At 67.3% G+C, this 25,222-nt stretch carries 24 protein-coding genes; 4 read left to right on the plus strand and 20 right to left on the minus strand.

The window, feature by feature from the left end; translation table 11 throughout:
- From nuoL to QZZ33_RS05130, 13 genes are all read right to left on the minus strand, one after another.
- Positions 1-1,870: NADH-quinone oxidoreductase subunit L (gene nuoL, locus QZZ33_RS05070; protein WP_291378645.1), on the minus strand; the 1,870-nt coding region annotated here is incomplete at its 3' end.
- Positions 1,871-1,872: 2 nt separating this feature from the next.
- Positions 1,873-2,172 carry an NADH-quinone oxidoreductase subunit NuoK gene (gene nuoK / locus QZZ33_RS05075; RefSeq protein ID WP_291378647.1) on the minus strand — a complete coding sequence of 100 codons (300 nt, stop codon included), beginning with the start codon at positions 2,170-2,172 and terminating at the stop codon, positions 1,873-1,875.
- The gene (locus QZZ33_RS05080) at positions 2,169-2,918 is read right to left on the minus strand and encodes an NADH-quinone oxidoreductase subunit J (RefSeq protein WP_291378648.1); all 750 of its coding nucleotides are present in this window, start codon (positions 2,916-2,918) and stop codon (positions 2,169-2,171) included. The genes nuoK and QZZ33_RS05080 overlap by 4 nt, the downstream gene beginning before the upstream one ends.
- Entirely contained in the window at positions 2,918-3,580 is a 663-nt protein-coding gene (gene nuoI, locus QZZ33_RS05085; protein WP_291378669.1) for an NADH-quinone oxidoreductase subunit NuoI, read from the minus strand. Before nuoI ends, QZZ33_RS05080 begins: the two co-directional genes overlap by 1 nt.
- A 70-nt stretch (positions 3,581-3,650) precedes the next feature.
- Positions 3,651-4,982, minus strand: coding sequence for an NADH-quinone oxidoreductase subunit NuoH (nuoH, locus tag QZZ33_RS05090; RefSeq protein ID WP_291378650.1), 1,332 nt, complete (start codon positions 4,980-4,982; stop codon positions 3,651-3,653).
- Positions 4,979-7,495 (minus strand): NADH-quinone oxidoreductase subunit G, encoded by a 2,517-nt coding sequence (locus QZZ33_RS05095; RefSeq protein ID WP_291378651.1) that lies wholly within the window; start codon positions 7,493-7,495, stop codon positions 4,979-4,981. The genes nuoH and QZZ33_RS05095 overlap by 4 nt, the downstream gene beginning before the upstream one ends.
- Positions 7,492-8,811 (minus strand): NADH-quinone oxidoreductase subunit NuoF, encoded by a 1,320-nt coding sequence (gene nuoF, locus QZZ33_RS05100; protein ID WP_291378653.1) that lies wholly within the window; start codon positions 8,809-8,811, stop codon positions 7,492-7,494. Before nuoF ends, QZZ33_RS05095 begins: the two co-directional genes overlap by 4 nt.
- On the minus strand, positions 8,808-9,464 hold the full coding sequence (gene nuoE / locus QZZ33_RS05105; protein WP_366475640.1) for an NADH-quinone oxidoreductase subunit NuoE: 657 nt from the start codon (positions 9,462-9,464) through the stop codon (positions 8,808-8,810). Before nuoE ends, nuoF begins: the two co-directional genes overlap by 4 nt.
- Positions 9,461-10,813, minus strand: coding sequence for an NADH-quinone oxidoreductase subunit D (locus QZZ33_RS05110; protein WP_291378654.1), 1,353 nt, complete (start codon positions 10,811-10,813; stop codon positions 9,461-9,463). Before QZZ33_RS05110 ends, nuoE begins: the two co-directional genes overlap by 4 nt.
- Positions 10,814-10,822: 9 nt before the next feature.
- The gene (locus tag QZZ33_RS05115) at positions 10,823-11,596 is read right to left on the minus strand and encodes an NADH-quinone oxidoreductase subunit C (RefSeq protein WP_291378655.1); all 774 of its coding nucleotides are present in this window, start codon (positions 11,594-11,596) and stop codon (positions 10,823-10,825) included.
- The gene (locus QZZ33_RS05120; RefSeq protein WP_291378656.1) at positions 11,593-12,144 is read right to left on the minus strand and encodes an NADH-quinone oxidoreductase subunit B; all 552 of its coding nucleotides are present in this window, start codon (positions 12,142-12,144) and stop codon (positions 11,593-11,595) included. Before QZZ33_RS05120 ends, QZZ33_RS05115 begins: the two co-directional genes overlap by 4 nt.
- Positions 12,145-12,151: 7 nt before the next feature.
- Positions 12,152-12,514 (minus strand): NADH-quinone oxidoreductase subunit A, encoded by a 363-nt coding sequence (locus tag QZZ33_RS05125; protein ID WP_291378670.1) that lies wholly within the window; start codon positions 12,512-12,514, stop codon positions 12,152-12,154.
- Between the two features lie 16 nt (positions 12,515-12,530).
- Positions 12,531-13,826: a geranylgeranyl reductase family protein gene (locus tag QZZ33_RS05130; RefSeq protein WP_291378657.1), complete on the minus strand. Its 1,296-nt coding sequence runs from the start codon at positions 13,824-13,826 to the stop codon at positions 12,531-12,533.
- 54 nt (positions 13,827-13,880) lie between these two features.
- Here QZZ33_RS05130 and QZZ33_RS05135 point away from each other — a divergent pair, with 54 nt between their 5' ends.
- Positions 13,881-15,137, plus strand: coding sequence for an isochorismate synthase (locus QZZ33_RS05135; RefSeq protein WP_291378658.1), 1,257 nt, complete (start codon positions 13,881-13,883; stop codon positions 15,135-15,137).
- Positions 15,138-15,158: 21 nt separating this feature from the next.
- Here the strand turns inward: QZZ33_RS05135 and QZZ33_RS05140 are convergent, their stop codons facing one another.
- From QZZ33_RS05140 to QZZ33_RS05150, 3 genes are all read right to left on the minus strand, one after another.
- Positions 15,159-16,001, minus strand: a complete 843-nt coding sequence (locus QZZ33_RS05140; protein ID WP_291378659.1) for a PDZ domain-containing protein — start codon at positions 15,999-16,001, stop codon at positions 15,159-15,161.
- A gap of 118 nt (positions 16,002-16,119) precedes the next feature.
- Complete coding sequence (menD, locus tag QZZ33_RS05145; RefSeq protein WP_291378660.1) at positions 16,120-17,772, minus strand: 2-succinyl-5-enolpyruvyl-6-hydroxy-3-cyclohexene-1-carboxylic-acid synthase; 1,653 nt, start codon at positions 17,770-17,772, stop codon at positions 16,120-16,122.
- On the minus strand, positions 17,769-18,680 hold the full coding sequence (locus tag QZZ33_RS05150) for an o-succinylbenzoate synthase (protein ID WP_291378661.1): 912 nt from the start codon (positions 18,678-18,680) through the stop codon (positions 17,769-17,771). Before QZZ33_RS05150 ends, menD begins: the two co-directional genes overlap by 4 nt.
- A 233-nt stretch (positions 18,681-18,913) precedes the next feature.
- Here QZZ33_RS05150 and QZZ33_RS05155 point away from each other — a divergent pair, with 233 nt between their 5' ends.
- Positions 18,914-19,846 (plus strand): 1,4-dihydroxy-2-naphthoyl-CoA synthase, encoded by a 933-nt coding sequence (locus QZZ33_RS05155; protein WP_291378662.1) that lies wholly within the window; start codon positions 18,914-18,916, stop codon positions 19,844-19,846.
- A 20-nt stretch (positions 19,847-19,866) separates the two neighbouring features.
- Here the strand turns inward: QZZ33_RS05155 and QZZ33_RS05160 are convergent, their stop codons facing one another.
- Complete coding sequence (locus tag QZZ33_RS05160; RefSeq protein ID WP_291378663.1) at positions 19,867-20,925, minus strand: DUF3048 domain-containing protein; 1,059 nt, start codon at positions 20,923-20,925, stop codon at positions 19,867-19,869.
- A gap of 33 nt (positions 20,926-20,958) precedes the next feature.
- Between QZZ33_RS05160 and QZZ33_RS05165 the strand changes: the two genes are divergently transcribed.
- Positions 20,959-22,002: an AMP-binding protein gene (locus QZZ33_RS05165; RefSeq protein ID WP_291378664.1), complete on the plus strand. Its 1,044-nt coding sequence runs from the start codon at positions 20,959-20,961 to the stop codon at positions 22,000-22,002.
- Entirely contained in the window at positions 21,999-22,871 is an 873-nt protein-coding gene (locus tag QZZ33_RS05170; protein WP_291378665.1) for a 1,4-dihydroxy-2-naphthoate polyprenyltransferase, read from the plus strand. Before QZZ33_RS05165 ends, QZZ33_RS05170 begins: the two co-directional genes overlap by 4 nt.
- A 44-nt stretch (positions 22,872-22,915) precedes the next feature.
- On the opposite strand, the gene QZZ33_RS05175 is transcribed toward QZZ33_RS05170, so the two are convergent.
- The 3 genes from QZZ33_RS05175 to ccsB all read right to left on the minus strand — a co-directional run.
- The gene (locus QZZ33_RS05175) at positions 22,916-23,167 is read right to left on the minus strand and encodes a DUF4229 domain-containing protein (protein ID WP_291378666.1); all 252 of its coding nucleotides are present in this window, start codon (positions 23,165-23,167) and stop codon (positions 22,916-22,918) included.
- Between the two features lie 10 nt (positions 23,168-23,177).
- On the minus strand, positions 23,178-24,317 hold the full coding sequence (locus tag QZZ33_RS05180; RefSeq protein WP_291378667.1) for a glycosyltransferase family 4 protein: 1,140 nt from the start codon (positions 24,315-24,317) through the stop codon (positions 23,178-23,180).
- 45 nt (positions 24,318-24,362) lie between these two features.
- On the minus strand, positions 24,363-25,222 hold an 860-nt coding region (gene ccsB / locus QZZ33_RS05185), incomplete at its 5' end, for a c-type cytochrome biogenesis protein CcsB (RefSeq protein ID WP_291378668.1).

Raw genomic sequence — 25,222 nt, forward strand, 5'->3', positions numbered from 1 at the left:
CCACCACGATGATGCTGGCGAGCACCAGGAATCCGAGCAGCATGAGCATCGCGTAGGAGCGCACCTTTCCTGACTGGAAGCGTCTGCTCGCCTCGCCAAAGGCGGCGACGCCCGTCGCCTGTTTGTTGACTGCCCCGTCGACGATCGCTGCATCGGCGTACACGAGAGTGCGCGTGAGGTGGGTTCCAGGGATCTGGAAAGCGGCCCGGTTGACGGAGTCTTGGAAGAGGTCGTTGCGTGCCGCCAAGACCGCGAGGGATGGCGGCGGCGCCTCCTGGGGCACATCGTTTCGCCAGTACATCCAGTAGGCGAGCGCGGCTCCCGCGGCGACAAGCAACAACGTCAGGGTGGTGATCACTGGCACCGCCAACACCGGGTGGTGCTCGCCGTGCGCGCCCGTCACGGGCTCAAGCCAGTGCTGGAAGCGGTTGCCGATTGCCAGGAACAGTCCCAAGAAGGCGGATCCCGCCGCGAGCACCATCATGGGCACGGTCATCATGAGCGAGGACTCGTGCGGGTGCTGATCGTCCGTCCAACGTGCCTTGCCATGGAACGTCATGAAGAACAGCCGCGACATGTAGAACGCCGTCATTCCCGCGCCGATGAGGGCCGTCAGGCCGAACACCCACGGCTGCCAGCCCTCGCCAACGAACGCGGTCTCGATGATCTTGTCCTTGGACCAGAAGCCGGAGAACGGCGGGACGCCAAGGATAGCGAGCCAGCCAAGGCCGAACGTGATCCACGTGGTGACCATCGCGGTGCGTAGCGCGCCGTAGCGGCGCATGTCGGTCTGATCGTTCATGCCATGCATCACTGACCCGGCACCGAGGAACATGCCAGCCTTGAAGAAGCCGTGGGTCACGAGGTGGAAGATCGCGAAGACGTAGCCGACGGGGCCGAGCCCTGCCGCGAGCATCATGTAGCCGATCTGGGACATCGTGGAGGCGGCGAGCGCCTTCTTGATGTCGTCCTTTGCGCTACCGATGACGGCACCGATGATCAGGGTGATGGCGCCGACGATGGCCACGACCACTCGAGCGTCGTCCGCGGCCTCGTAGATCGCGCCGGAGCGGACGATCAGGTACACGCCAGCGGTCACCATGGTGGCCGCGTGGATGAGCGCCGACACCGGGGTGGGGCCGGCCATGGCGTCGCCAAGCCACGACTGCAGCGGGAACTGTGCCGACTTTCCCGTGGCGGCAAGTAGCAGCGTCAGGCCAATCGCGGTGAGCACAGGCGTCGAGACGTCGTCCACTCCACCGAGCACGTCGGCGAAGTTCACCGAGCCGAAGTGGGCGAACATGAGGCCCATCGCGATGATGAGTCCCACATCGCCGACGCGGTTGACCACAAAGGCCTTGTTCGCGGCCGTCGCGTACTCGTTCTTGTGATTCCAGAAGCCGATCAGCAGGTACGACGCGAGGCCAACACCCTCCCAGCCCACAAAGAGGAGCAGGTAGGAATCCGCGAGCACGAGCAGCAGCATCGCCGCGATGAAGAGGTTGAGGTAGGCGAAGAACATGCGGCGGCGCGGGTCGTTCTCCATGTACGCCACGGAGTAGACGTGGATGAGCGTGCCCACCACGGTGATGAGCATCACGAACGTCAGCGACAGGGGGTCAACCAGCAGCCCGGCGTCCACGTGAAGCTCGCTGCCAGACAGCCACGTGAACAGGTGAACGGACTCGGCACGCGACTCGGCGTCGCGGCCCAACATCTGGAAGAAGGCGCCGATGCCGACGATAGCGGCAACGCTAGACGCGGCGACGCCGAGCCAGTGTCCCCACGCGTCGGCGCGACGGCCGGCGAGCATGAGCACAAAGAAACTCGCAAGCGGGACCGCAATGAGCAGCCAGGTGACGGACAGCATCGTTAACCCTTCAGCTCGGACGGTTCATCGAGCGAGATGCTCTGACGGGCACGGAACACGGCGATGATGATGGCCAGGCCCACCACCACCTCTGCGGCGGCGACGACCATGACAAAGAACGCCATGATCTGGCCGTTGATCTCGCCGATCATGCGAGAGAACGCGACGAGCGTGAGGTTGGCAGCGTTGAGCATGAGCTCCACGCCCATGAAGGCGACGATGGCGTTGCGACGCAGCAACACGGCGGCCGCGCCGATCGCGAACAGCACCGACGCGAGGTAGACAAAGTTGACGGGACTCACGCGTCATCCTCCTTGGCTCCCAGTTCACGCCTGCGGGCTTTGTTGTCGTCCTTGAACTCGGAGCCGTCGATCGTCTGATTCCTGGCCCTGAGCACGCGGGAGACGGAATCCTCGATCGGGTTGCCCTCTGGGTCGAGTGCCGGCGCGTCGAGCGCGTTGTGCCGCGCATAGAAACCAGGGAACGCCTTGTTGACGGGGTCAGCCCCTGCCGCGATACGAGCGGCCTGAATCTCGGCCTGGGTGCGCTTGGGGAACAGACGCGGGACGTGCGTGAGCACCAGCGCGCCCACCGCCGCGGTGATCAGCAGGAAGCCCAACACCTCGACCACCAGCACGTAGTCGCCGAACAGCCAACCGGCCACCTCGGTGGGCTCACCGACCGTGGCCCGCTCGCTCACAGAGAACGTGAGGCGACTCACCACGCTGATGAGCAAGGCGCCCAGACCAATGGCCAGCGCCAAAGCGATCCACCGCTGGCCAGTGATGGTCTCTTTGAGGCTCTCCCGCTTGTCCACTCCCACGAGCATGAGCGTGAACAAGAAGAGCATCATGACGGCGCCGGTGTAGACGATGATCTGGACCGCTCCGAGGAAGGGCGCGTCGAGTGCCACGTAGGAGATCGCAAGCCCCACCATCACGAGCACGACGGCCATGGCGACGTGCACCGGCCTGCGCGAGAAGATCAGTGCGAGCGCCGGAATCACGGTGATGAAGGCGACGAACCAGAACAGGACGGGAGAGATCATCAGATGCCCCCACCCGTGCCATTGATGAATCGCTTCGCTCCCAAGGGCGTTGGCGTCCCCGGACCACTCTGCTCGGAGTGGGGGATGTGGCCCTCGCGCACCGGCTGGTTCTCGGGCAGCGTCTCGTCGTCAGGTCGGTGTGCCCGCACCCACGCCTCTTGCTCAGGCGTAGTCCGCAACACGTCACCCGTGTAGTACTCGGTGTCAGTGGTGCCGGGGGCCATCGGGTGAGGAGCGGCGAGCATGCCTTCCTCCATGGGTGCCAGCAGGTCATGCTTCTCGTAGATGAGCCCCTCGCGGGTGGGCCCGGCCATTTCGAACTCGTTCGTCATGGTGAGCGCGCGCGTGGGGCACGCCTCGATGCACAGTCCGCAGAAGATGCACCGCAGATAGTTGATCTGGTAGACCCTGCCGTAACGCTCGCCTGGACTGAACTGGGCGTCTGGCGTGTTGGAGTCGCCCTCCACATAGATGGCGTCGGCCGGGCACGCCCACGCACACAACTCGCAACCGATGCACTTCTCCAGGCCATCCGCATACCGGTTGAGCTGGTGCCTGCCGTGGTAGCGCGGCTGGACGTTTGCCGGAGTGGTGGGGTACTGCTCCGTCACTGTGGGGCGGAAGAAGTTGCGCAATGTCACGCCAAAGCCGGCCACCGGCATGAGCGCGCCGGCGATGCCTCCCGGTTGAGGGAGGTTGGACGTAAAGGCCTCGTGGGATTCTTCGCGGTGATCAGTCACCCGGTGCCTCCTTGACAACGTCGACGGTGCGGCCGGACCGCGGGGACGGGGGCAGCTTCTGGCCCGGCAGGGGCGGAACCGGATAGCCGCCGGCGAAGGGGTCGAACTCTTCGGTCTCGAATTTCTGCAGGCGCGCCGCCTCGGCCTCTTCGCGCTTGACGGCCTTGGTATCGACCACCAAGGAGAACACCACCCACGCCAAAAGCACGGCGATGATGGGCGCGAAGGCGAAGAAGTAGGACGTGTCGCGGTTGAACTCGGGAAGCAGCACCATGCCTGCGCCGACGAGGACCACCCAGCCGAGCCCGACGGGGATGAGCACCTTCCAGCCGAACTTCATGAATTGGTCGTACCGGAAGCGCAACACCGAGCCGCGAATCCACACAAAGACGAACATCAGCAGCCAGATCTTGATGACCAGCCAGATGGGAGGGAAGATGCCGTTGCTCAGCATGTAGTAGCCCGGCCACTCGTGCCACCACAAGGGACGCCACCCCCCAAGGAACAGGGTCGAGGCGATCGCAGAGACGTTGATCATGTTGATGTACTCGGCCAAGAAGAACCACGCGAACTTCATCGACGAGTATTCCGTCATGTAGCCGGCCACCAGCTCGCCCTCGGCCTCGGGAAGGTCGAACGGCAACCGGTTAGTCTCCCCCACCATCGAGATGACGTAGATCACGAAGGCCGGCAGGAGCGGGAGCACCCACCACACGCTCTCTTGAGCGTCCACGATCTCTTGAGTGCTCATCGCGCCCGAGTACATGAACACCGTGACGAGCGACAGTCCCATCGCCAACTCGTAGGAAATCACTTGAGCCGTGGAGCGCACCGCTCCCATCAGCGGGTACGTCGAGCCGGAGGCCCAACCGCCAAGGACGATGCCGTAGACGCCGAGCGCCGCCGCCGCCAGGACGTACAACACGGCCACCGGGAAGTCGGTGAGCTGAAGGGGAGTCACCTCGTCGGTGAACGGGATGCGAGTCTCGGGCCCAAAGGGGATGACCGCAAAGGTGAGGAACGCTGCGAACACAGAGATCATCGGCGCCACGATGTACAGGAGCTTCTCTGAGGCGCGGACGGTGATGTCCTCCTTCATGAGGAGCTTCATGGCGTCCATCACCGACTGCAACAGGCCGAACGGGCCGTGCCTGTTCGGGCCGGGACGCTCCTGAAGGCGCCCCACCACGCGCCGCTCAAACCACACGGCGAACAGCACCGACAGGAGGAGGAAGACGAGGATCAGCACCGCCTTGATGATGACAACCCAGATCGAGTCGCCGGCAAGCGAGTTCTCGTCGACTGCCATGGCCAACCTGATCATGAGGCGGCTCCCTTCACCACGACGGTGTCGCCGGGCTGGACGCCCAACTGTTGGGCAACCCAGGACCCAGGGGACTTGGTGGGCAACCACACCACGTTGTCGACCATCCCTTCGGTGACGGCGACTGGCACATCGATCGCACCGCGGCGCTTGGCGGTCACGGTGATGACGCCGTGCAGGCCAAGGGCCTCTGCGGTCGCGGGAGAGACGCGGGCCACGGCCATGCGACCGGTGCCCGCAAGGTACGGTTCACCATCCTGCAGCGCACCCTCATCAACCAATTGATGCCAGGTGGCCAACACCAGCTCGCCGTCGGTGCCCCCTGACTTCTTAGGTGCCGCGGGAGTGGGTTCGGCTGGCGCCTTGGGCCGATGGGATGTCGCGGCCGCTCCCAACGAGGCGAGTTCGGCGTTGATGGCATCCACGGTGGCGGTGCCGAGGTCGGTGCCCAGCTGGCGTGCGAGGAGGTCAAGAACTCTGTGGTCGGACATGGCGTCGGTGTGAATCGCCGTGCCGAAGGCTCGCAGCCGGCCCTCCCAGTTGACGAAGGTTCCCGACTTCTCGCTCGGCGGCGCCACCGGCAGTACCACGTCGGCGGCGTCGGCCACGGCGGTGCGTCGTACCTCGAGGCTCACCGTGAACTTGGCGTTGGTGATCGCCTTCAGCAGGTCCTCAGTGAGGTCGCTGTCGTCGACACCTCCGATCACGAGGGCGTCGAGCGCCTTTGCCGAGGCCGCGGCAATGATCGCGTCGGCGTCGCGTCCCTTGGTGTTGGGCAACGACGACGCTCCCCATGCCTTAGCAACGGCATTCCTGGCCGCCGTGACGGCGGCGTCGCGCCCGCCAGGAAGCAGGCCGGGAAGCGCACCCGCCTCGACGGCCCCGCGTTCGCCCGCCCGGCGCGGAATCCACGCAACCCGGGCCTTCGCGCGCTTGGCGAGCGCCTCAACGGCGGTGAGGGTGCCGGGAGACGCGGCTGCGCGCTCGCCGACGACGATGATCGAACCCGGTGCCCGCAGGTCCTTGTAGGCGGCCTTCGCTCCCTTGAGCGACGCCACCACGCTTGCCTCGTGGCCGGGGACGGCTGGCAGCAGGGTGGCGCCCAACTTCTCTGGTCCCCGACTGAGGTGGGAGGCGACCGTGAAGACCTTTTGGCGGCCGGCGGACTTCTTGAGGCGCAAGAACACCACGCCGCCTTCGTCCTCCGGCTCGAAGCCAACGAGCAGCACCGTGGGAGCCTTCTCTAGTTCAGCGAACGTGACGCCCAGCCCTGTGCCTGCGACGCTTGCTCCTAGGAACGCTTGCTCCTCATCGGACGACCAGCGGGTACGCGCGTCGACGTCGTTCGTGTCGAGCACCAGGCGCGCAAACTTGGCGTAGGCGTAGGCGTCCTCCAAGGTGACGCGGCCGCCGGGAAGGACGCCGACGCCCTTCGCCTTCTTGTCGGCTGGGGTGCCCGTCTTGCCGATGGCGGCCGTCAGCCCCGCGGCTGCGGCGGCGAGAGCCTCCGGCCAGGATGCCTCGACCAGTTCGCCGTCCTTACGGACCAACGGCTGGGTGATGCGGTCGGCTAGGTTCTGCCACGCGAAGGCGAAGCGGTCCTTGTCGGTGACCCACTCCTCATTCACCACGGGGTCGTTGTCCGCGAGGCGACGCAAGATCTTGCCGCGACGGTGGTCGGTGCGAATCGCGCTGCCGGAGCTATCGTGCTCCGAGATTCCGGGGCTGGACACCAAATCGAACGGGCGGGACCGGAAGCGGTACGACGCGCTCGTGAGTGCACCGACTGGGCAGATCTGAATGGTGTTGCCCGAGTAGTACGAGCTGAAGGCATTGCCGGTCTCGTCCTCTGCAGCAGCGCCCACCGGGCCGTAGCCGTCGAACCCGAGCACGTCTTCGTTGAAGGTGCCGATCTGCTGCATCGCGCCGCGGTTCTGCAGATCGATGAAGGCGTCGCCAGCGATCTCTTGCGAGAAGCGGGTGCACCGTTGACACAGGATGCAACGCTCGCGGTCAAGGAGGATCTCGCTGCTCAGAGCAAGAGGCTTCTCGAACACGCGCTTGACGTCCACAAAGCGGGACTCGCCGCGGCCGTGGCTCATCGCCTGGTTCTGCAGCGGGCACTCGCCGCCCTTGTCGCACACCGGGCAGTCGAGCGGGTGGTTGATGAGCAGTAGCTCCATCACGCCCTTCTGGGCCCGCTCGGCCTCTTCCGACGTGTTCTGCGTGTTGACGACCATGCCTTCCGTCACTGGCATGGTGCACGACGCCTGAGGCTTGGGGAAGGCGCGCAGGTTGCCGTCTGGGCCCGGGCTGGCCACGTCCACGAGGCATTGGCGGCATGCACCCGCAGGCTTGAGCAGAGGGTGATCGCAGAACCGCGGGATCTCGATGCCGATCTGTTCGGCCGCACGGATGATGAGCGTGCCCTGTTCCACGTGTGTTTCGATGCCGTCGATCGTGACGGTCACCAAGTCGGTCGTGGCGGGAGTCTGGTCCGCGCTTGTGCTCATGCGTGGGCCTCCTCTGGTGCCGAGTCGTAGTCGAACAGTGCCGCCGCGGCGCGGTCGAACGGGCAGCCGCCCTCCGTCACGTGGCGCACATACTCTTCGCGGAAGTACTCCACGGAGCTGATGATCGGTGCGGTTGCTGCGTCGCCCAACGCGCAAAATGCACGCCCGGCGATCGAGTCACACGTGTCTAGCAACTGCTGGATGTCGGCCATGGTGCCCTGACCCGCTTCGAGCCTGCGCATGATCAGCTCGAGCCAATAGGTTCCCTCGCGGCACGGGGTGCACTTGCCGCACGACTCGTGCTTGTAGAAGTGTGTCCACCGCTCCACGGCCCTCACCACACACGTGGTCTCGTCGAAGATCTGCAGGGAACGGGTTCCCAGCATCGACCCCGCAGCCCCCACCGACTCGTAGTCGAGCGGGGTGTCCAGGTGCTCATCAGTGAAGATCGGGGTGGAAGACCCTCCGGGGGTCCAAAACTTGAGCTCGTGACCCTCCCGCATGCCGCCAGCCATCTCGATCAGCTCGCGCGCGGTGATACCGAGCGGCGCCTCGTACTGGCCGGGGCGCTTGACATGCCCGGACAGCGAGAAGAAGCCCATTCCCTTGGACTTCTCGGTTCCCATCGAGGCAAACCAGTCGACGCCCTTGGCGATGATCGGCGGCACGGATGCGATCGATTCGACATTGTTGACGACGGTGGGGCGGGCGTACAGACCGGCGACCGCGGGGAACGGCGGCTTGAGGCGCGGTTGGCCGCGCCTGCCCTCGAGCGAGTCGAGCAGAGCCGTCTCCTCGCCACAGATGTAGGCGCCGGCTCCCGCGTGAACCGTGATCTCCAGGTTGAAGCCGGTGCCCTTGATGTCCTTGCCAAGCCAGCCATTGTCACGCGCCTCTGCCACGGCCTTCATCAGCCGGCGGTAGACGTGGACCACTTCGCCACGCACGTAGATGAACGCGTGGTCGCAACCGATGGCGAAGGCCGTGATGATCATGCCCTCGATGACGGTGTGTGGCGACGCCATCATGGTGGGAACGTCCTTGCACGCGCCCGGCTCTGACTCGTCGGCGTTGACCACCAGGTAGCGAGGTCCGCCGTCGGGCTCTGGCAGGAATCCCCACTTCATGCCGGTGGGGAATCCCGCGCCGCCGCGGCCGCGCAGGCCAGAATCCTTGACGGCCTGAATGATGTCGGCCTTGTCCATCGTGAGGGCCTTGGTGGCGGCCTCGTAGCCGCCATGCGCCGCGTAGGTGTCGAAGTTCCACGAGCGGTCGAGGCCCCACGTGGCGCTCAGCACCGGGGTCAGATCGGTCACTTGTCCTGCCCCTTCCAGCCTTGCTGCTTCGCCGTTTCAATGCCAGCCAACGACGGTGCGCCAGCCGAGACGCCCTCGTCGGCCCTGCCGTCCTCGAAGCCTGCGAGCACGCGGGAGGTCTCTTTGAAGGAGACCACCCTGTCTGCGCCGCGCGTCGGCACTAGGTCCTTGCCAGCCAGAATGTCATCGACGAGTTGCAGTGCCGTTTCCGGCGTCATGTTGTCGAAGAACTCCCAGTTGATCATCATCACCGGCGCGTAGTCACATGCGGCATTGCACTCGATGCGCTCGAGCGAGATCTTGCCGTCTGGCGTGGTTTCGTCATGACCCGCGCCGACGCGCTCCGACAGTTGGCGCCAGATCTCGTCGCCGCCCATCACGGCGCACAAGGTGTTGGTGCACACTCCCACCTGGTATTCGCCATTGGGACGACGCTTGTACTGCGTGTAGAACGTGGCGACGGCGCTGACCTCTGCGGAGGACAGTTCGAGTTGATCGGCACAGAACTGGACGCCATCCGGGCTGACGTAGCCGTCCACTGACTGCACCAAGTGCAGCAGGGGTAGCAGCGCGGAGCGCCTCACAGGGTAACGGCCGATGATCTCGGCCGCGTCCTTGGAGAGCTGCTTCGCAGTGGACTCGTCGTACGTCATCTGTCGACGCCTCCCAAAACCATGTCAATGGAGGCGATCGCGACCACCACGTCGGCCACCTGGCCGCCTTGAGTGAGCATCGACAGCGCCTGCAGATTGTTGAAGCCTGGGTCGCGGAAGTGAGCGCGCCACGGCCTGGTGCCGCCGTCGGACACGACGTGGCAACCGAGTAGGCCCTTGGGGTTCTCGACGGCCGCAAACGCCTGGCCTGCCGGAACTGGGAAGCCCTCCGTCACCAGTTTGAAGTGGTGGATGAGCGCCTCCATGGACTCGCCCATGATGTGGCGGATGTGCTCGAAGGAGTTGCCCTGACCGTCGGAGCCGATGGACAGCTGGGCTGGCCACGCGATCTTCTTGTCGGCGACCATGATCGGCTGCCCCTCCGACTGCTCGAGGCGGTCGACACACTGCTCGATGATCTTGAGCGACTCGTAGCACTCCTCGAGGCGCAGCACCACGCGGCTGTACGCGTCGCCGTCCGTCGATGTGGGGACCTGGAAGTCGTACGTCTCGTAGCCCGCATAGGGCTCGGACTTGCGCAGGTCGTATGGCAGACCGGCCGAGCGCAAGATGGGACCGGTGACTCCTAGCGCCATGCACGCCGCAAGATCCAGCTTGGCCACGCCCTTGAGGCGGCTCTTGAAGATCGGGTTCTCGAGCTGCAGGAGGGCCAACTCATCCAGGCGTTGCTTGACCTTGGGAATCATCGCGCGGATCATCTCGACCGAATCCTCAGGTGCATCGATCGCGACGCCGCCAGGGCGGATGTAGGCGTTGTTGGTGCGCAGGCCAGTGATGTGCTCGATCACCTTGAAGGTTTCTTCGCGGCCGATGAAGGCCGTCGTCATCACGGTGGTGGCGCCCAACTCGTTTCCACCGGTGCCGACGGCAACCAGGTGCGAGCCGATGCGGGTGAGCTCCATCATGAGCACGCGCAACACATTGGCGCGCTCGGGAATGTCGTCCGTGATTCCCAGCAGTGTCTCGGTGCCCATGCAGTACACGGCCTCGTTGAACATCGACGCCACGTAGTCCATGCGCGTGCAGAACGTGACCCCTTGAGTCCAGGTCCTGAACTCCATGTTCTTTTCGATGCCGGTGTGCAGGTAGCCGATCCCTGCGCGACACTCGGTCACCGTCTCGCCCTCGACTTCGAGCATGATGCGGAGCACGCCGTGCGTGGCCGGGTGCTGGGGGCCCATGTTGAAGACGAGTCGTTGCTCGCCCAAGCGGGTGGCCTCTTCTGCCACGTCCGACCAGTCTCCGCCGAACACGTTGAACTCGGGCGCCGTCCCGTCGTCTTCTCCCAGGCCAGCCGTGGCGTGGGGGCTTGTCGATTCGTTCGTCATCTCGCCCGCCTACCTGTACTGCCTACGCTCGTCTGGCGCCGGAATCTCCGCGCCCTTGTACTCCACGGGAATCCCGCCAAGCGGATAGTCCTTGCGTTGCGGGTGCCCCACCCAGTCGTCCGGCATCTCGATGCGGGACAACGACGGGTGGCCGTCAAAGATGATGCCAAAGAAGTCCCACGTCTCGCGTTCGTGCCAGTTGTTCATCGGGTAGATCGAAGTGATCGACGGAATGTGCGGGTCGTCATCCGGCGCGGTGACCTCGATGCGCAAGCGTCGGTTGTGCGTGACCGACTGCATCGGATACGCCGCGTGCAACTCGCGGCCGACGTCGGCGGGGTAGTGCACCCCATTGACGCCTAGGCACATCTCGAACCGCAAGTCTTGGTCGTCGCGCAAATGGCTGCAGACCTCCAACAGGTGCTCACGAGCCACGCGCAGAGTCAGTTCGTCGTGATCAACGATGACGGCCTCGATCGCGGCGCCTGCCTTGTCACCAAGGAGTTCCTCAAGCGCGTCGACCACCTGATCGAACCACGAACCGTAGGGCCGCTCGGCTGCGTCAGGCATGTAGACAAAGCGAGTGAGCCCGTCGTAGCCGGAGGTGTCCCCGCGCGCCCCGAACTGTCCCTCACGCACGTTGATGAGGGTGCGCCCCTCGGGGACGACGGGGGCCAGCTCAGCGTCGGAGCCCTCCGCCGCATCGGTGCTGGTGCGCGAGGAGGCGGCCACAGCGGCGCCGTCAGCCTTGGCCTTCTTGCCCTTGTCCTTGGCGGGGCTCACCGCAGCAGCCCGTTCATCTGGGACGTGGGCGTGGCCGCGAGCGCGGCCGCTTCTGCGGCGGCGGCGATCTCACGGCGGTGACCCAGCATCGGCTTTTCCTTGGCCAACTCCTGCACCTTGAGTAGCGCGTTGATCAGCATCTCGGGCCGAGGCGGGCAGCCGGGGAGGTAGATGTCGACGGGCACCACGTGATCGACGCCTTGGACGATCGCATAGTTGTTGAACATGCCGCCAGACGATGAGCAGACGCCCATAGCAAGCACCCACTTGGGCTCCGGCATCTGGTCGTACACCTGTCGCAGAATGGGCGCCATCTTCTGCGAGACGCGGCCAGCCACGATCATGATGTCAGCGTGTCGCGGCGAACCGCGGAACACCTCCTGGCCAAAGCGCGCGATGTCGAAACGGGGAGTGCCCGTTGCCATCATCTCGATAGCGCAACACGCCAAGCCAAACGTCGCCGGCCACATGGAGCCTGCTCTTGCCCAGCCGGCAAAGTCTTCGAGCTTGCCGATCATGAATGGAGGGGCATCGGTGTGTTCGCTCATGCGGACCTCACTCCCACTCGAATCCACCCCGCCGCCATTCGTACACGAAGGGGATCGTGATCAGCGCGAGGAAGGTGATGATGGCGATCAGGCCGAACAGCGCGAGCTGCTCGTACGCGACCGCCCAAGGGTACAAAAACACCACTTCGATGTCGAAGATGATGAACGTCATGGCCACCAAGTAGTACTTGATGGGGATGCGCCCGCCGCCGTCGGCACCAGGCGTGGGCATCAGTCCCGACTCGTAGCGATCGAGCTTGGCCGAGTTGTAGCGCTTGGGACCGATCAACGCGCTCGCGACGAGGCCTGCGGCAGCGAGCAATCCCGCGACGGTGACCATCACCATGATCGGCACGTAGGGGTTCACGATTGCTTCCTTCCCGTCCTCATGCCGCTGGCGTGACCTTGGTCATTGCGGTGAGTAGCCTGTCGGCCCAATTGCCGCCTCGCGGCTCGTACACGTCTGCCAGCAGTCTAGAGACAAATTCCATGACGAGCGGACGGGGCAACCCGTACCTCGTGCACACCTTCATGATCGCGGGCTTCTCGATGAGCGCAGCAAAGACGCGACCCAACGTGTAGTAGCCGCCCAGGTCGTCCTTCATCATGCGTGCGTACGAGGCAAGAGCCTTCTCGCGCGCTGCGTCGTCCGTTGCTGACCGCCATGCGACCGCCGCCTCCGTGGCCCTGCGCGCGGCCATCATTGCGTACGCGATGCCCTCGCCGTTGAAGGGATTGACCATGCCGCCAGAGTCGCCCACCAGCATCATGCCGGGCACGTAGTGGGGCTGCCGGTTGAAGGCCATGGGGATCGCGGCACCCTTGATCTCGCCCACTTGGGCACCGAACTCCCAGTCCTTGGCTGAGTGCTCCAGCCAGTCGAGCAGCAGCGCCCTGTGGTCGAGCTTTGGAGGTGTGCCCTTGGCGCTGAGCGTGCCGAGTCCGACGTTGGCCGTGCCGTCGCCGAGCGGGAAGATCCAGCCGTAGCCCGGCAGCAGTTTGGAGTTGCCGCGCTCGCCGTCCCAAATCTCGAGGTGGCCCTCCATCCACTCCTCGTCGTGGCGCGGCGTCTCGAAGTACGTACGCACCGCCACGCCGATGGGGCGCCTCTTCTTGCGCTCGATGCCCAGCCCGAGGGCGATGCGGGCACTCACGCCATCGGCCGCGATCACCAAGGGCGCCCTGAACTCGGTGGGCTCTCCCACCTTGCGGCCCTTCGCGTCCGTCTGGCGAGCGGTGACACCGATGACCCTGCCTCCCCCGCCAAAGCCGTCGCTGGTGTCGTCGGTCAGGGCCGCGTCCACGTGCCAACCCTCGCGCACGTCGGCGCCTGCGGCCCTGGCGTGCTCGGCGAGGCGGTGATCGAATTGGGCGCGCGGCAAAGACAAGCCGTACTGCGGGAACGCGTCCAGGTCGTGCCAGGGGAACTCGAGGCGGTGGCCGCCGCCCACCATGCGCAGGCCGTGGTTGGGAATCCAGCCCTCGTCGCGCGGAGTGGGCAGCCCGATGAGCTGCAGTTCCTTGACGGCTCGCGGGGTAAGACCGTCTCCACATACCTTTTCGCGCGGATAGTGGGCCTTCTCCAAGGCAATCACGTCGAAGCCCTCGGCGGCCAAGTAGCGAGCGGACGCGGAGCCACCGGGGCCCGCGCCGATCACGATCACGTCGGCCTCGGTTTTCACGCCCCCAAGCCTACGTCGTACGGGACGATGGTCCGGCTCGCTTACGCTTGCGGGGTGAGCATCGACGCGGCCGCTCCCGGCCCTCTGACCGCGCGCACGGTCGACATCCCTGACCCAGGCGACCTGCTCGCCACCCTTCCCGTCGAGGGCATCTCATGGGTCCGGCGTGGCGACGGCATGGTGGCATGGGGTGAAGTTGCTCGGCGCGACACGTCTGGCCCCGATCGCATTGACGAGGCACTGCGGTGGTGGCGACGCGCCACCCGTCACGCCACCGTGAGGGACGACGTGCGTGTGCGCGGAACAGGGCTCGTGGCCTTCGGCTCCTTCGCGTTTGCCGACGATGCCGGGGCGGGCGGGGCGCTCATCGTCCCGCGGTATGTGGTGGGAAGGGTCGACGGCCGCTCCTTCTTCACCGTCATCGGCGCTGGCGGAGTCGACGAGGTGTCGCTGCCGGACGCCCTCGCCGATGGGGCGCCCCCTTGTCCCATGCCGGAGGTCGAGGTCTCCCTCGGAGACGAGGCTGAGTGGCGGACCGCCGTCTCTGCCGCCGTGAAGGCCATCGGCACCGGCGAGGTCAACAAGGTGGTGCTGGCCCGCGCCGTCGAGGCCGTGGCCCACGGCCCTCTCGACGTGCGCGCGGTGCTGGCCCGTCTGGCCGCCGACTACGACATGTGCTGGACGTTCCAGGTGGACGGCATGATGGGCGCCACGCCAGAGCTGTTGGCGCGCGTCGACCACGGGCTTGTCACCTCCCGCGTCCTGGCAGGGACCATCCGCATGACGGGCGACGAGATGGGTGACCTGGCCCGCGCCGCCGCCTTGGCTCGCTCCTCAAAGGACCGCGAGGAGCATTCCTACGCGGTGGGCTCCGTCACGCAAGTGCTCGCCTCCCACTGCGCGTCCGTGAACGTTCCTGACGAACCGAGCGTGCTGCACTTGCCGAACGTCATGCACCTCGCGACGGACATCACTGGCGCCCTGTCGCAACCGGTGGGGGCGCTCGACCTGGTGCGCGAGTTGCACCCCTCCGCGGCCGTGTGTGGCACGCCAACGTTGGCTGCCGCCAGCGTGATCGACCGCCTTGAGGGCCTCGACAGGGGCCGCTACGCCGGTCCCGTGGGGTGGATCGACGCCGCTGGGGACGGTGAGTGGTGCATCGCCTTGCGGTGTGCGGAAATGGACCGCGACGACCCCACACGCCTGAGGCTCTTTGCGGGGTGCGGAATCGTCGCGGCCTCCGACCCCGCCTCTGAGTGGGCGGAGTCGGAGGCCAAGTTGGAGCCGATGCGGGCGGCACTGGGCGCCTGAGGCACCCTGCCCGCATTGGGGCTAGCTGTTGCCTTGCCCGTCGCCCATGCCGCGGCGCATCCCCTGGCCGTCGTGCACACCAGAGCCGTCGCGAACACCCATGCCGTCGCGCGGGCCGACGCCCTCGCCGCGCCCAGGGCGCTCGCCGTCCGCTGGCCTGGCCGGCGCATCGGCCGCCGAGCCAAGGGTGACGGTGACGGTCTCGGAACCCGAGTCCCGGTCTACGGTCAGCTCGACCGCGCCTCCCGGCGCAAATTCGCGCAGGATCTCGCGCACCTGCCACCAATCGGTGACGTCCTGACCGTCGATCGCGGTGACGATGTCGCCCACCTCAAGCCCTGCGTCGTCCGCCGGACCGTCGGCAACAACGTTCCGCACCAGCACGCCGTCGGCGGTCTCGACACGCACCAGGCGGGCTCCCACCCATGGCCTGTCCTCGACGGCGGGCGGTTCCGGGCGGTCGTCGGGACTGCCGACAGTGACCGACGTGGTCTCTTGTGACCCGTCGCGCGTGTAGACGACCGTGAGCTCGTCGCCAGCCTCTGTCTCGTGCAGCGCGTCGTAGAGTGCACCGCGCTCGTCCAGCTCGATGCCGCCAATGCTGATCACGACGTCGCCCTCTTCGAGTCCCGCTGCGTCCGCGGGGCTGTCATCGACCACGTGGATCACCGTGGCGCCGTCGTCCGTGATGGCAATGCGGGCACCTACGTAGGGCCGGTCAAGCACGGCGCCGTGGCGGCCGCACCCAGGGTCGTCGGTGGTCTCCTCCGCCGTGGCGGAAGGGGCGGCCGCGAGCACCAGGGCTCCGGTCGCGAGCGCGCCAGCCCCCCAGGCCATGCCGCGTGTCACTCGTGAACTGTTCATGATGTCCTCCTTGGTGGATCGTGTGAACTGATCACACCAAGGCCACCTGCGCCCAGCCTGGAGGGAACCTGAGAGGACGCTGAGAGTCTGGGACCGCGTCCCGTGCCGGACCACCCGCCTAGATGGCGGCCTCCACAATGTGCACGCCCACCGGCGGCTTGGCGAGCGCCCTTTCCAGTTCCCCCACGGACTCGACGCGTGTGTGGGTAGCTCCGTAGGCGTTCGCGATCGCTGCCAGGTCAGCGGCGTGCGGGGTGGTAAACACGCGGAGGACGTTGGCGGGCGGCGCGTCGGCATGCTCGAGCCGACTGAAGATGGTGCCGCCACCGTCGTTGACCACCACGATGCGCAGGTCAGGCACGCGCTCACCAGAACCCACGAGCAGCCCCCCTGCGTCGTGCAGAAAGGTCACATCGCCCATCAGCGCCGACGTGGGCTTGCCGATCGCAAGGGCGAGACCCATCGCCGTCGACACCGTGCCATCAATCCCCGCGAGCCCACGATTGGCAACCAGGGTGGGGGCGCGCCCCACGGACCACACGGGCGCGACCGCGTCGACCATGCGGATGGGTCCCGACGATCCCAGCAGGGCGACGTCGTCGGCGGCCAGCGACGAGACGAAGGCGCGGGCCACCGCCCGACCGTCCCAGCGTTCAGAGGCCACCGCGACCTCCGCGCACGCGCGCCGCCACTCAGCCAACCACGCGTCGTCGGCGTTGCCTGGCACAAACCATTCGTCAGGGACTGCTGGCAACACGCGCTCCGCGTGGCGAGGAGCCTCCCTCCACCGTGCGCCGTGCGCCGCCACCACGAGCGAGGGGGCCGTGTCGATGAGCCGTTGCACCGATCTGGACAGCGTGGGCCTGCCAATCACCACGACGTGTTGCACCCGCGCGGCGAGTTCCTGACCGGGGGCGCTGGCCAACAGCTCGGCGTAGTGGACCAACGCATGATCGCCCGCACGCGCGCCGGACGTCGGCTCCGCCAGCAGCGGCCAGCCGCGGGCCTCGGCGACGCGCCTGGCATCGTCCCCAGCCCCGTCGCCGGCAATCACCACGCCACGCACGCCAGCCGGCAGTTTGCGAGCTGCCTTGGATAGCGTCTGCAGGCGCGTTCGGGTGCGGTCGAGCAGCGTCGCCTTCTCTGGCCGCACGTCTGGCCACGGGGCGCCGTCCGGGCCGAGCGGGTCCCTGAACTCCAGGTTGAGGTGCACCGGCCCGGGCGCGGCCGCCAGATCGTCGCGCTCAGGTTTGCCCGTCGCCCAGTGCACAGCGCGCGCCGCAAGCAGGGTGGCGCGGCCGCCCCTTTCGATGCATTCGGGGGCCGACGAGTTGGCCGCCCACCGCACGAACGTCCCGAACAGTCCCTCCTGATCAGTGGTCTGGTTCGCCCCAATGCCGCGCAGCTCGTTGGGGCGGTCGGCGGTGAGGAGCAACAGCGGAAGGCCTGCGTGGTGGGCTTCCATCACGGCTGGCAGGAGGTTACCGACGGCGGTACCAGAGGTGGTCACGACGGCGACGGGCCGGGGCGGGCCGGTCAGGGAGCGAGCGCGGGCGATGCCCAGGGCCAAGAACGCGGCGGAACGTTCGTCGATGCGGACGTGCAGGTCCACGTGGGGTGCGCCGGGCGGGCGGTTCTCGGCGGCGGCTTCCGCCAGCGCGTGGGCGAGCGGACCCGAGCGAGACCCAGGGCACAGGACGTAGTCCGTCACGCCGTGGACCGCCAACGCGGCGATTAACTCGCGCGCGAAGGCCGCGGCCGGGTGGGTCATGCCGTCACTCTAAGTGCCCTCGGCGTCAGGCGCCCGGCGACCGGGACGAGGGTCTCGTCCACGGTATCGGTGGCGAGCAGGGTCCCGGTGCCGAGTCCGTGAGCGAAACCCGCGTCCGGAAGAGCCAGTGCCGCCGCCAGGGCGGAGGCCAGGCCAACGCTCGACTCCATCGCCGAGGAGATCACGACGGGCAGGCCCGCGCGCTCCGCAATGGCGAGGCACGCGCGCGCACCGCCGAGCGGCGACGGCTTGAGCACCAGGATGTCGGCGGCCTCCGCGCCCAGCACCGCGTCCACGTCGCCGGTGAGCCGGATGGACTCGTCCGCGGCGATGGGGACGTCGATGCGGCGTCGCAGAGCCGCCAAGTCGCCGATAGACGCGCACGGCTGCTCCACGTACTCGAGGCCTGTGAGGCCACCCGAGCGGGCGGCATCGTCGAGGGCCTTGATGGCGGCGCCCGCTGCCGCGAGGGTCCACGCGCCGTTGGCATCGACACGCAACTTGCCACCGCTGCCCAGGGCGGATGCGACGGCCTCGACCCTTTCAACGTCGGCGCGAAGGGTTGCCGCGGGATCGGGGTCCGCACCGCGCGGGCCGCCCACCTTGAGCTTGGCCGTGCGGCAGCCGAACTCGCGCACAAATACCGCAGCCGCTTCCGGCGAGATAGTGGGAATGATGGCGGCCGTCTCGACGTCGGCTCGCACGGGCGCTGGCAGTCGGCCAGTGGCCGCCTCCATGGCCGCCGCCCACCAGCGATTGCGCTGTTCTGGGCTGTAGTCCGCGAAGGGCGAGTACTCGCCCCACGCGTCGGCGCCGTCGGGCCCCGTGCCGCGAAAGAGTATCCCCGAGCGCTCCGTCAGCCCACGAAATCGCTTGTTAAGCGTGATGCTGAACGGGCGGAATTCCATGGGGACAGCCTATTGGGGCATCACACACGCCGCTCTCGCCCTCGCGCTACGACCGGCCGGCGCCGCACCGCCCGGCCCCGCACCCCACCGCGTAGCACCGCGTGAACACTTCTGACCGGACGGCGCGTCCGACATGCGGCACAGGTGCCCCGCACCCGGCGCGTCGGGCATCACGCGGTCACCACTGTTCACCCGGAAGCAGTGCGCCGGGGCCGTCCGGCTACGCTCGAACCATGAGCGACATCCCGGCACAGGTCTCCGACCTCATGGACCCCACCCAGTGGCGGGCCATCGACGGTTTCGAGGACGACGACGTCACGTACCACCGCTGGGTGGAGCGCAGCGAGGGGGGCGCCGAGCGCGACCTTCCGGCCGTGCGCATCGCCTTCAACCGGCCAGAGGTGCGCAACGCCTTCCGCCCCCAAACGGTTGACCAGCTGTATCGCGCGCTCGACCACGCCAGGATGACGGCCGACGTCGGCACTATCGTCCTCACCGGCAACGGCCCGGCGGCCGACGGCGTGCACGCCTTTTGCTCTGGAGGCGACCAGCGCAGCAGGGGTCGCGATGGGTATCTGTACGAGGGCTCGGCGGCCGATGCCCCCGCTCACGGCGGGCGTCTCCACATCCTGGAGGTGCAGCGGCTCATGCGCACCAGTCCCAAGGTGATTGTGGCCGCAGTCAACGGCTGGGCGGCCGGGGGCGGCCACAGCCTCAACGTGGTGGCCGACCTCTCCATCGCTAGCCGCGAGCATGCGCGCTTCAAGCAGACGGACGCCAACGTCGGCTCGTTTGACGCGGGTTACGGCTCCGCGCTGCTGGCTCGCCAGGCGGGCGACAAGCGCGCCCGCGAGATCTTCTTCTTGGCCCGCGAGTACTCGGCGGACGATGCCGAGCGCTGGGGCGTCGTCAACGAGGCGGTTCCGCACGCCGAACTGGAGGCCCGCGCCCTTGACTACGCGCGCATCGTCGCCACCAAATCGCCGCAGGCCATCAGAATGCTCAAGTTCGCCTTCAACCTGGCCGACGACGGCCTCGCTGGCCAGCAGGTGTTCGCCGGGGAGGCGACACGCATGGCCTACGGGACGGACGAGGCCCAAGAGGGCAGGGATGCGTTCCTCGAGCGCCGCGAGCCCGATTGGCGCGAGTTCCCGTACGCGTTCTGAGCGAGACGCGGCGGCAGTGCTCAGGAGAACTTGGCGTGCCCGCCAGCGACTCCCTCGTTGGGTATCAGCTCAACCCACGTCTGGCCGGCAGCCAAACTCACCGGCTCGCCATCCTCTGTGGTCAGCACGTACTTGCCCGTCCGGTCGGCCTTGCTCCACTTGATCGGAAGGTACTTGCCGCCGGTCGCCACATAGCCAGCCCTGTTGCTCACGATCATCTCCGACACGGGCAGGCCCCAGTGGTAGTAGACCCTCACGAACAACACCACCACGTTGGTGGCCGATATGTGGTTGCCGTCCACCGTGATGTCAGGCTCGCCAAACTCGGTGCGGGTCCACACGCCGGTGTCGGCCTGCCAGTCCCAGCCTGGTTCGCCATAGCGTGACAGGCGCAAGTCGATGTGACTCGCCGGCGTGCCTTCCACAAACGCGGTGGCGAGTTCTGACGGATACGCGTAGTTGAACTGCTGGGGCGGCTGCGGCGAGTCCCCCGCCTGCGCGAGGATGTCAGCGACGTCCACGTAAAGGTTGTACGGCGAGTAACGATCCTTGGTGCGAAAGAAACCACCGTCACCCAGGTCTTGAGCGATCAGCAACTGACCCGTGTTGCGTGCAGAGCTCATGACGTTCCAGTTGGCGCCGGAGAACACGAGCGGGCCCTGAAACGAGCCGACGATGTTGGGATCCATCTCGCGCATGGAGCGGACAGGACCCACCTCGTCTGGCTGGCTCGAGTGGAAGATCGCCACCAGCCTCGGGATTCCCGCCTCGACGTACTGCTCGAACACGATGTCCGCATGTTCGAGATTCTTCTGCGGCCGAGATTTGGAGTCATTCGGTATCTTGATGGCAAGCGACGGCCTCGCCAACAACGCGGGGTCGGCCTCCGTCGCATCCATGCCGGACAGGGGCCACACCACCGCAGGAATCGGGTCTTCAGGCGGTTCCGCTGCGGGCTCGCGCGTGACGACGGGGTCGGGCGTGAAGGTGACCGACGCTGGAGTGATCTCTTCAGGAGCGCACGCCGTCACCGCGAGCGCGACGGCAACCGCCGCGACTACCCCCACACGTGCACGCATAGGAGGATTCTAGGGGCCGTTTAGGCTTGCCCCATGGACTACGCGCGGTTGACAGACGGAGCGGCCGACGCCGTCGCCGATGCCTTGGCTGGCAAAGTGCGGGGAATCGCCGTGGCCACCTCGGGTTCCACCGGCGAGCCGTCCGAGGTTCTGGTGTCCGGTGATGCGCTGCGCGCGTCGGCGCGAGCAACGGCCGATTCCCTCGGTGCGGAGGGCCACTGGCTGCTCGCGTTGCCCATCGATCGCATTGCGGGAGCCATGGTGGTGGTGAGGTCTCGCGTGGCCAGCACCGCCCTCACAGGTGTGGGCCCCGGGCCCTTCACGGCCGACGCCTTCGCCGCCGCGGCCGACCGCCTGCCAGCCGACGGACCCCGCTTCACCTCCCTGGTGCCCACCCAGTTGAGGCGCGTGCTGGACTCCCCTCACGGCGCCGATGCCCTCACCTCGTTTACCGCCGTGCTGGTAGGTGGTGCCGCTCTCGGCCACGAGCCTCCAGCCAACGTCGTCCGCACCTACGGCCTGACCGAGACCGCCGGCGGCTGCGTCTACAACGGTGTACCGATTGGGGACACCGTGGTGCGCGTCGGCGACGACGGCCGGATTCGCATCGCCGGACCATCCCTTGCCGATGCGTACCGCCCGGAGCGGCCCGACGCATGGGTGGAGGACGACGACGGCCGCTGGCTGGTCACGTCCGACCTGGGCGAGTGGGCTGGCGACGGGCGGCTGCGAGTGCTCGGCCGGGTGGACGACCTGATCACCACTGGCGGCTTCAAGGTCAATCCACGCACCGTGGAGCGCGCGATAGACACCCAGGCCTGGGTGAAGGAGTGCGCTGTGGTGGGGGTCCCCAACGCGGAGTGGGGCGCGACTGTGGTGGCATTTGTGGTGCCTACTGCACTCAACCAGATGCGCAAGCTTCACGAGCTGCGAAGCGCCCTCGAGCCCGTGGTGGCGCGACACAAACTTCCCCGAGAGCTCGTCGTTGTTGAGGCTCTCCCCCGCCTCGCCAGCGGCAAGGTCAACTACCCGGCACTACGCTCACTCGCAGCCTCCCTTGAACGGAACACTCCATGACAACTGCCCACGATTGGATCGACGGCGCGCGCCCGCGCACCTTGTGGACGTCGGTGTCTCCCGTCTTGGTGGGCTCCGCATCGGCGGCGGCGCTCGGTTCGTTCCGTCCGGTCCACGCGCTGCTCGCCTTGGTGGTGGGACTCGCGCTCCAGATCACTTCCAACTATGCGAACGACTACGCGGACGGAGTGCGGGGAACCGACATCAACAGGGTGGGGCCGTCTCGCCTGGTGGCGTCTGGCCGCGCGCGCCCCAGTGCCGTCAAGCGCGCCGCGTACCTGGCGTCCGGGGTGGGCGGCGTGGCGGGGATCGCGTTGTGCGCGGTCAGCGGGTACTGGTGGCTGCTCGCCGTGGGCGCACTCGCCATTCCGGCCGCGTGGGCCTACACCGCCTCCACCAATCCGTACGGGTACCGGGGGTGGGGCGAGGCAGTGGTGTGGGTCTTCTTCGGCCCGGTCGCCGTCCTGGGCACGATGTTCACCCAGGCGGGAGCCGTGACGTGGTGGGCCGTGGTCGCGAGCGCCTGCGTGGGTCTCTACGCGGTGGCGCTGCTCATGGTCAACAACATCAGGGACGTCGAGGGCGACACGCTCGCTGGCAAGCGCACACTAGCGGTACGGCTGGGCGAGCGCCGGACGCGTCGGCTGTTTGCGGCCGTGGTGCTCGCGCCTGTGGTGGGCGCCGTGCTGGTGGGGTTCGCCGTGCCGTGGGCCTTGCTCGCTACCCTCGCGGCGTTGCCGAGCCTGGCGGTGGCGCTCACGGTGCGGCTCGGCGCTAGCGGAATGGCGCTCAAGCCGATCTTCCTGGGGATCAGCGGAATCGGTATGGGGTACGGCGCGCTGCTGGCCATCGGCATCGCGCTCGGCTGACCTGCTTTGGGGCCGTCCGGTAGTGAGTTCGTGACCGGGAGCGGCTACTCGCCCTTGGTCTCCGAGTCCTCGACGGCCTCGTCCGACTCGATGCCGCGCCGCGAACGGCTAATCCACCCGTCCATCTGCTCGGCGGCCCGGACCCTCATGCCAGGCAACGCGGCGTAACTCACGGCCCATCCCAGAATGAACGCGAGTACCACGGCCCAGATGTCGAACCAGTTGAGCACCCACAGCACGGCGTAGAAGCCCAAGAAGATGGCGGTGCGTACCAGCCAATACGCGAGAACCTGCATGGTGCCTACGCTACTCGCGCCGGTCGTACAGCGAGAGCACTCGCTCCGCCACCACGGCCACATCGAAGTCGCGCACCCGTGCGGCCTGCTGGGCGTGAATCGCGGCGCGTTCCTCACGGTCCCCGACCAGCGTCGCCAAGCGCGCAGCGAAGGCCGCCGTGTCGCGGGGGTCAATCACGGCCGCGGAGTTGTCGAGAGTCCACGCATAGCCGGGGTTGTCACCGCCCAGCACCGCGCCGGAGCCCGCGGCCATCGCCTCGGTAAGCACGATGCCGAAGCTCTCGCCACCAGTCGCCGGGAACACAGCCAGATGCGCCGCCGCCATGAACCCAGGCTTCGCCTCGTCGGTCACGAAGCCCTCGAGGCTCACGACGTCGCCCAAGCCATGCAGCGCCACCAACTCATCAATGCGCCCCGCAAGCGGTCCCTTGCCGCCGATGCGCAGTACAACGGATTCGCGCACGTCGGCCGGCAGTGCCGCCACGGCCTCCACGAGCTCGACCGCGCCCTTGCGCTCCACCAGCCGTCCCAGGAACGCGATGATGACCCGGCCCCGCGGGTAGGCGGGCCACGGCCGGGCAGAAGCCTGCGCGGCAATCTCATCGACCCTGACCGCGTTGGGGATCACGGCGGCGCCGATGCCAAAGGCCCTCAGCGCGAACGCCGCGGCGGGCGCGGACACGGCCGCGAACGCGTCGAACAGGCGCAGGTTGCGGCGCAACATCAGCCCCAGGGCCCGAGTCCCCCACTCGCTCACCGCGCCGTCGGGAAGGATGTGGAACGTCGCGACGATGCGCACGGCGTCACCCTGGACCCGCCGCGCCGCCCGCACCACCCGCGCCGCGAAGAACGGCGAGTGCGGGGTCTGAACGTGAATGACGTCGTAGCGCTCGGCGGCGAGGAACTCCCGCAGTCGCGAGCGCGGGGCCGGGCGCGGGGTGCGTAGGCCGTTGCCGTTGAAGGTCACGCCCACGTTGGACGTCAGACTGTGCACGGCGGTGATCCCTGGCGGCGGCGCGCCAGCCTCGCCCGAACACAGCACGTGCACCTCGTGTCCGCGCTCGCCCATCGCTCGCCCGATGGTCCGCACGTACTCCTGAACCCCGTCCGGGCGGGCCAGGGCGTCATCGATGACGAGCGCTATCTTCACGCCTGCGAGCCTAGCCGGACCGGCGTGGGCGCCAACCCCAAACGACTACAGGCCCGAGTAGGAGTGCAGCCCCTGCACGTACAGGTTCACCACGGTGAAGTTGAGGATGATGGCGATAAAGCCCCAGATGGCCAGCCATGCCGCGCGGCGCCCGGCCCAGCCCTGGGTGGTGCGTGCATGCAGGTACGCCGCGTAGAGGATCCAGATCACAAACGACCAGACCTCCTTGGGGTCCCAGCCCCAGTACCGGCCCCAGGCGTGCTCTGCCCACAGCGCACCCGACATCACGGTGAAGGTCCACAGCACAAAGCCGACGGCGTTGAGCCGGAAGGACAGCGACTCGAGCACCTGAGACACCGGCACCCCCTCAAGCCAGCGCGCACCCTTGCCGCGGACGGCCCGGTGCGGCAAATTGAGCCATCCCATGAAGCGCCGCCGCTCCTTCAGTTCCCGCTCGCGATCAATCCGCATCACCTGCAGCACGGACGCAACGCCGCTCACCGCGAAGATGCCCGACGCGATGGTCGCGATCGGCACGTGGATGACGAGCCAGTAGCTGTCGAGCGCGGGCTGGAGTCCGGCGGTGTCGCGATAGAACAGGCGCAGGGCGGTCACCACCGCGACGACGGCAAACCCGGCGAGCCCCGGCGCGATGTAGGCCACGGGACGCGTGCGCTGCACCAGCAAGAACACGATCACAGCGGCGAGGGTGCCCGTGATGGTGAACTCGTACATCGTGGTCCACGGGGGGTGGCCAGCGTCGACGCCGCGCGCCACCACGCCTACCGTGTGCAGCACAGCGCCGACGAACATGGTCGAGCGGCCGATGCCCAGCGCCTTCGCGCCTGGTCGGGCATTGCCAACGGCCGACGATGGTGCGGGGTCCGTTGCCACGGCAGGATCGG

It is taken from the genome of Demequina sp. (assembly GCF_016278775.1).
GTDB lineage: Bacteria > Actinomycetota > Actinomycetes > Actinomycetales > Demequinaceae > Demequina.

Excerpts from the sequence above, each read along its gene's own strand:
- QZZ33_RS05080 (WP_291378648.1), bottom strand. The coding sequence starts at position 2,918 with ATGATCTCTCCCGTCCTGTTCTGGTTCGTCGCCTTCATCACCGTGATT.
- nuoI (WP_291378669.1), bottom strand. The coding sequence starts at position 3,580 with ATGCCGGTGGCCGGCTTTGGCGTGACATTGCGCAACTTCTTCCGCCCC.
- nuoH (WP_291378650.1), bottom strand. The coding sequence starts at position 4,982 with ATGATCAGGTTGGCCATGGCAGTCGACGAGAACTCGCTTGCCGGCGAC.
- QZZ33_RS05095 (WP_291378651.1), bottom strand. The coding sequence starts at position 7,495 with ATGAGCACAAGCGCGGACCAGACTCCCGCCACGACCGACTTGGTGACC.
- nuoE (WP_366475640.1), bottom strand. The coding sequence starts at position 9,464 with ATGACGTACGACGAGTCCACTGCGAAGCAGCTCTCCAAGGACGCGGCC.
- QZZ33_RS05110 (WP_291378654.1), bottom strand. The coding sequence starts at position 10,813 with ATGACGAACGAATCGACAAGCCCCCACGCCACGGCTGGCCTGGGAGAA.
- QZZ33_RS05120 (WP_291378656.1), bottom strand. The coding sequence starts at position 12,144 with ATGAGCGAACACACCGATGCCCCTCCATTCATGATCGGCAAGCTCGAA.
- QZZ33_RS05140 (WP_291378659.1), bottom strand. The coding sequence starts at position 16,001 with ATGAACAGTTCACGAGTGACACGCGGCATGGCCTGGGGGGCTGGCGCG.
- menD (WP_291378660.1), bottom strand. The coding sequence starts at position 17,772 with ATGACCCACCCGGCCGCGGCCTTCGCGCGCGAGTTAATCGCCGCGTTG.
- QZZ33_RS05150 (WP_291378661.1), bottom strand. The coding sequence starts at position 18,680 with ATGGAATTCCGCCCGTTCAGCATCACGCTTAACAAGCGATTTCGTGGG.
- QZZ33_RS05155 (WP_291378662.1), top strand. The coding sequence starts at position 18,914 with ATGAGCGACATCCCGGCACAGGTCTCCGACCTCATGGACCCCACCCAG.
- QZZ33_RS05160 (WP_291378663.1), bottom strand. The coding sequence starts at position 20,925 with ATGCGTGCACGTGTGGGGGTAGTCGCGGCGGTTGCCGTCGCGCTCGCG.
- QZZ33_RS05165 (WP_291378664.1), top strand. The coding sequence starts at position 20,959 with ATGGACTACGCGCGGTTGACAGACGGAGCGGCCGACGCCGTCGCCGAT.
- QZZ33_RS05170 (WP_291378665.1), top strand. The coding sequence starts at position 21,999 with ATGACAACTGCCCACGATTGGATCGACGGCGCGCGCCCGCGCACCTTG.
- QZZ33_RS05175 (WP_291378666.1), bottom strand. The coding sequence starts at position 23,167 with ATGCAGGTTCTCGCGTATTGGCTGGTACGCACCGCCATCTTCTTGGGC.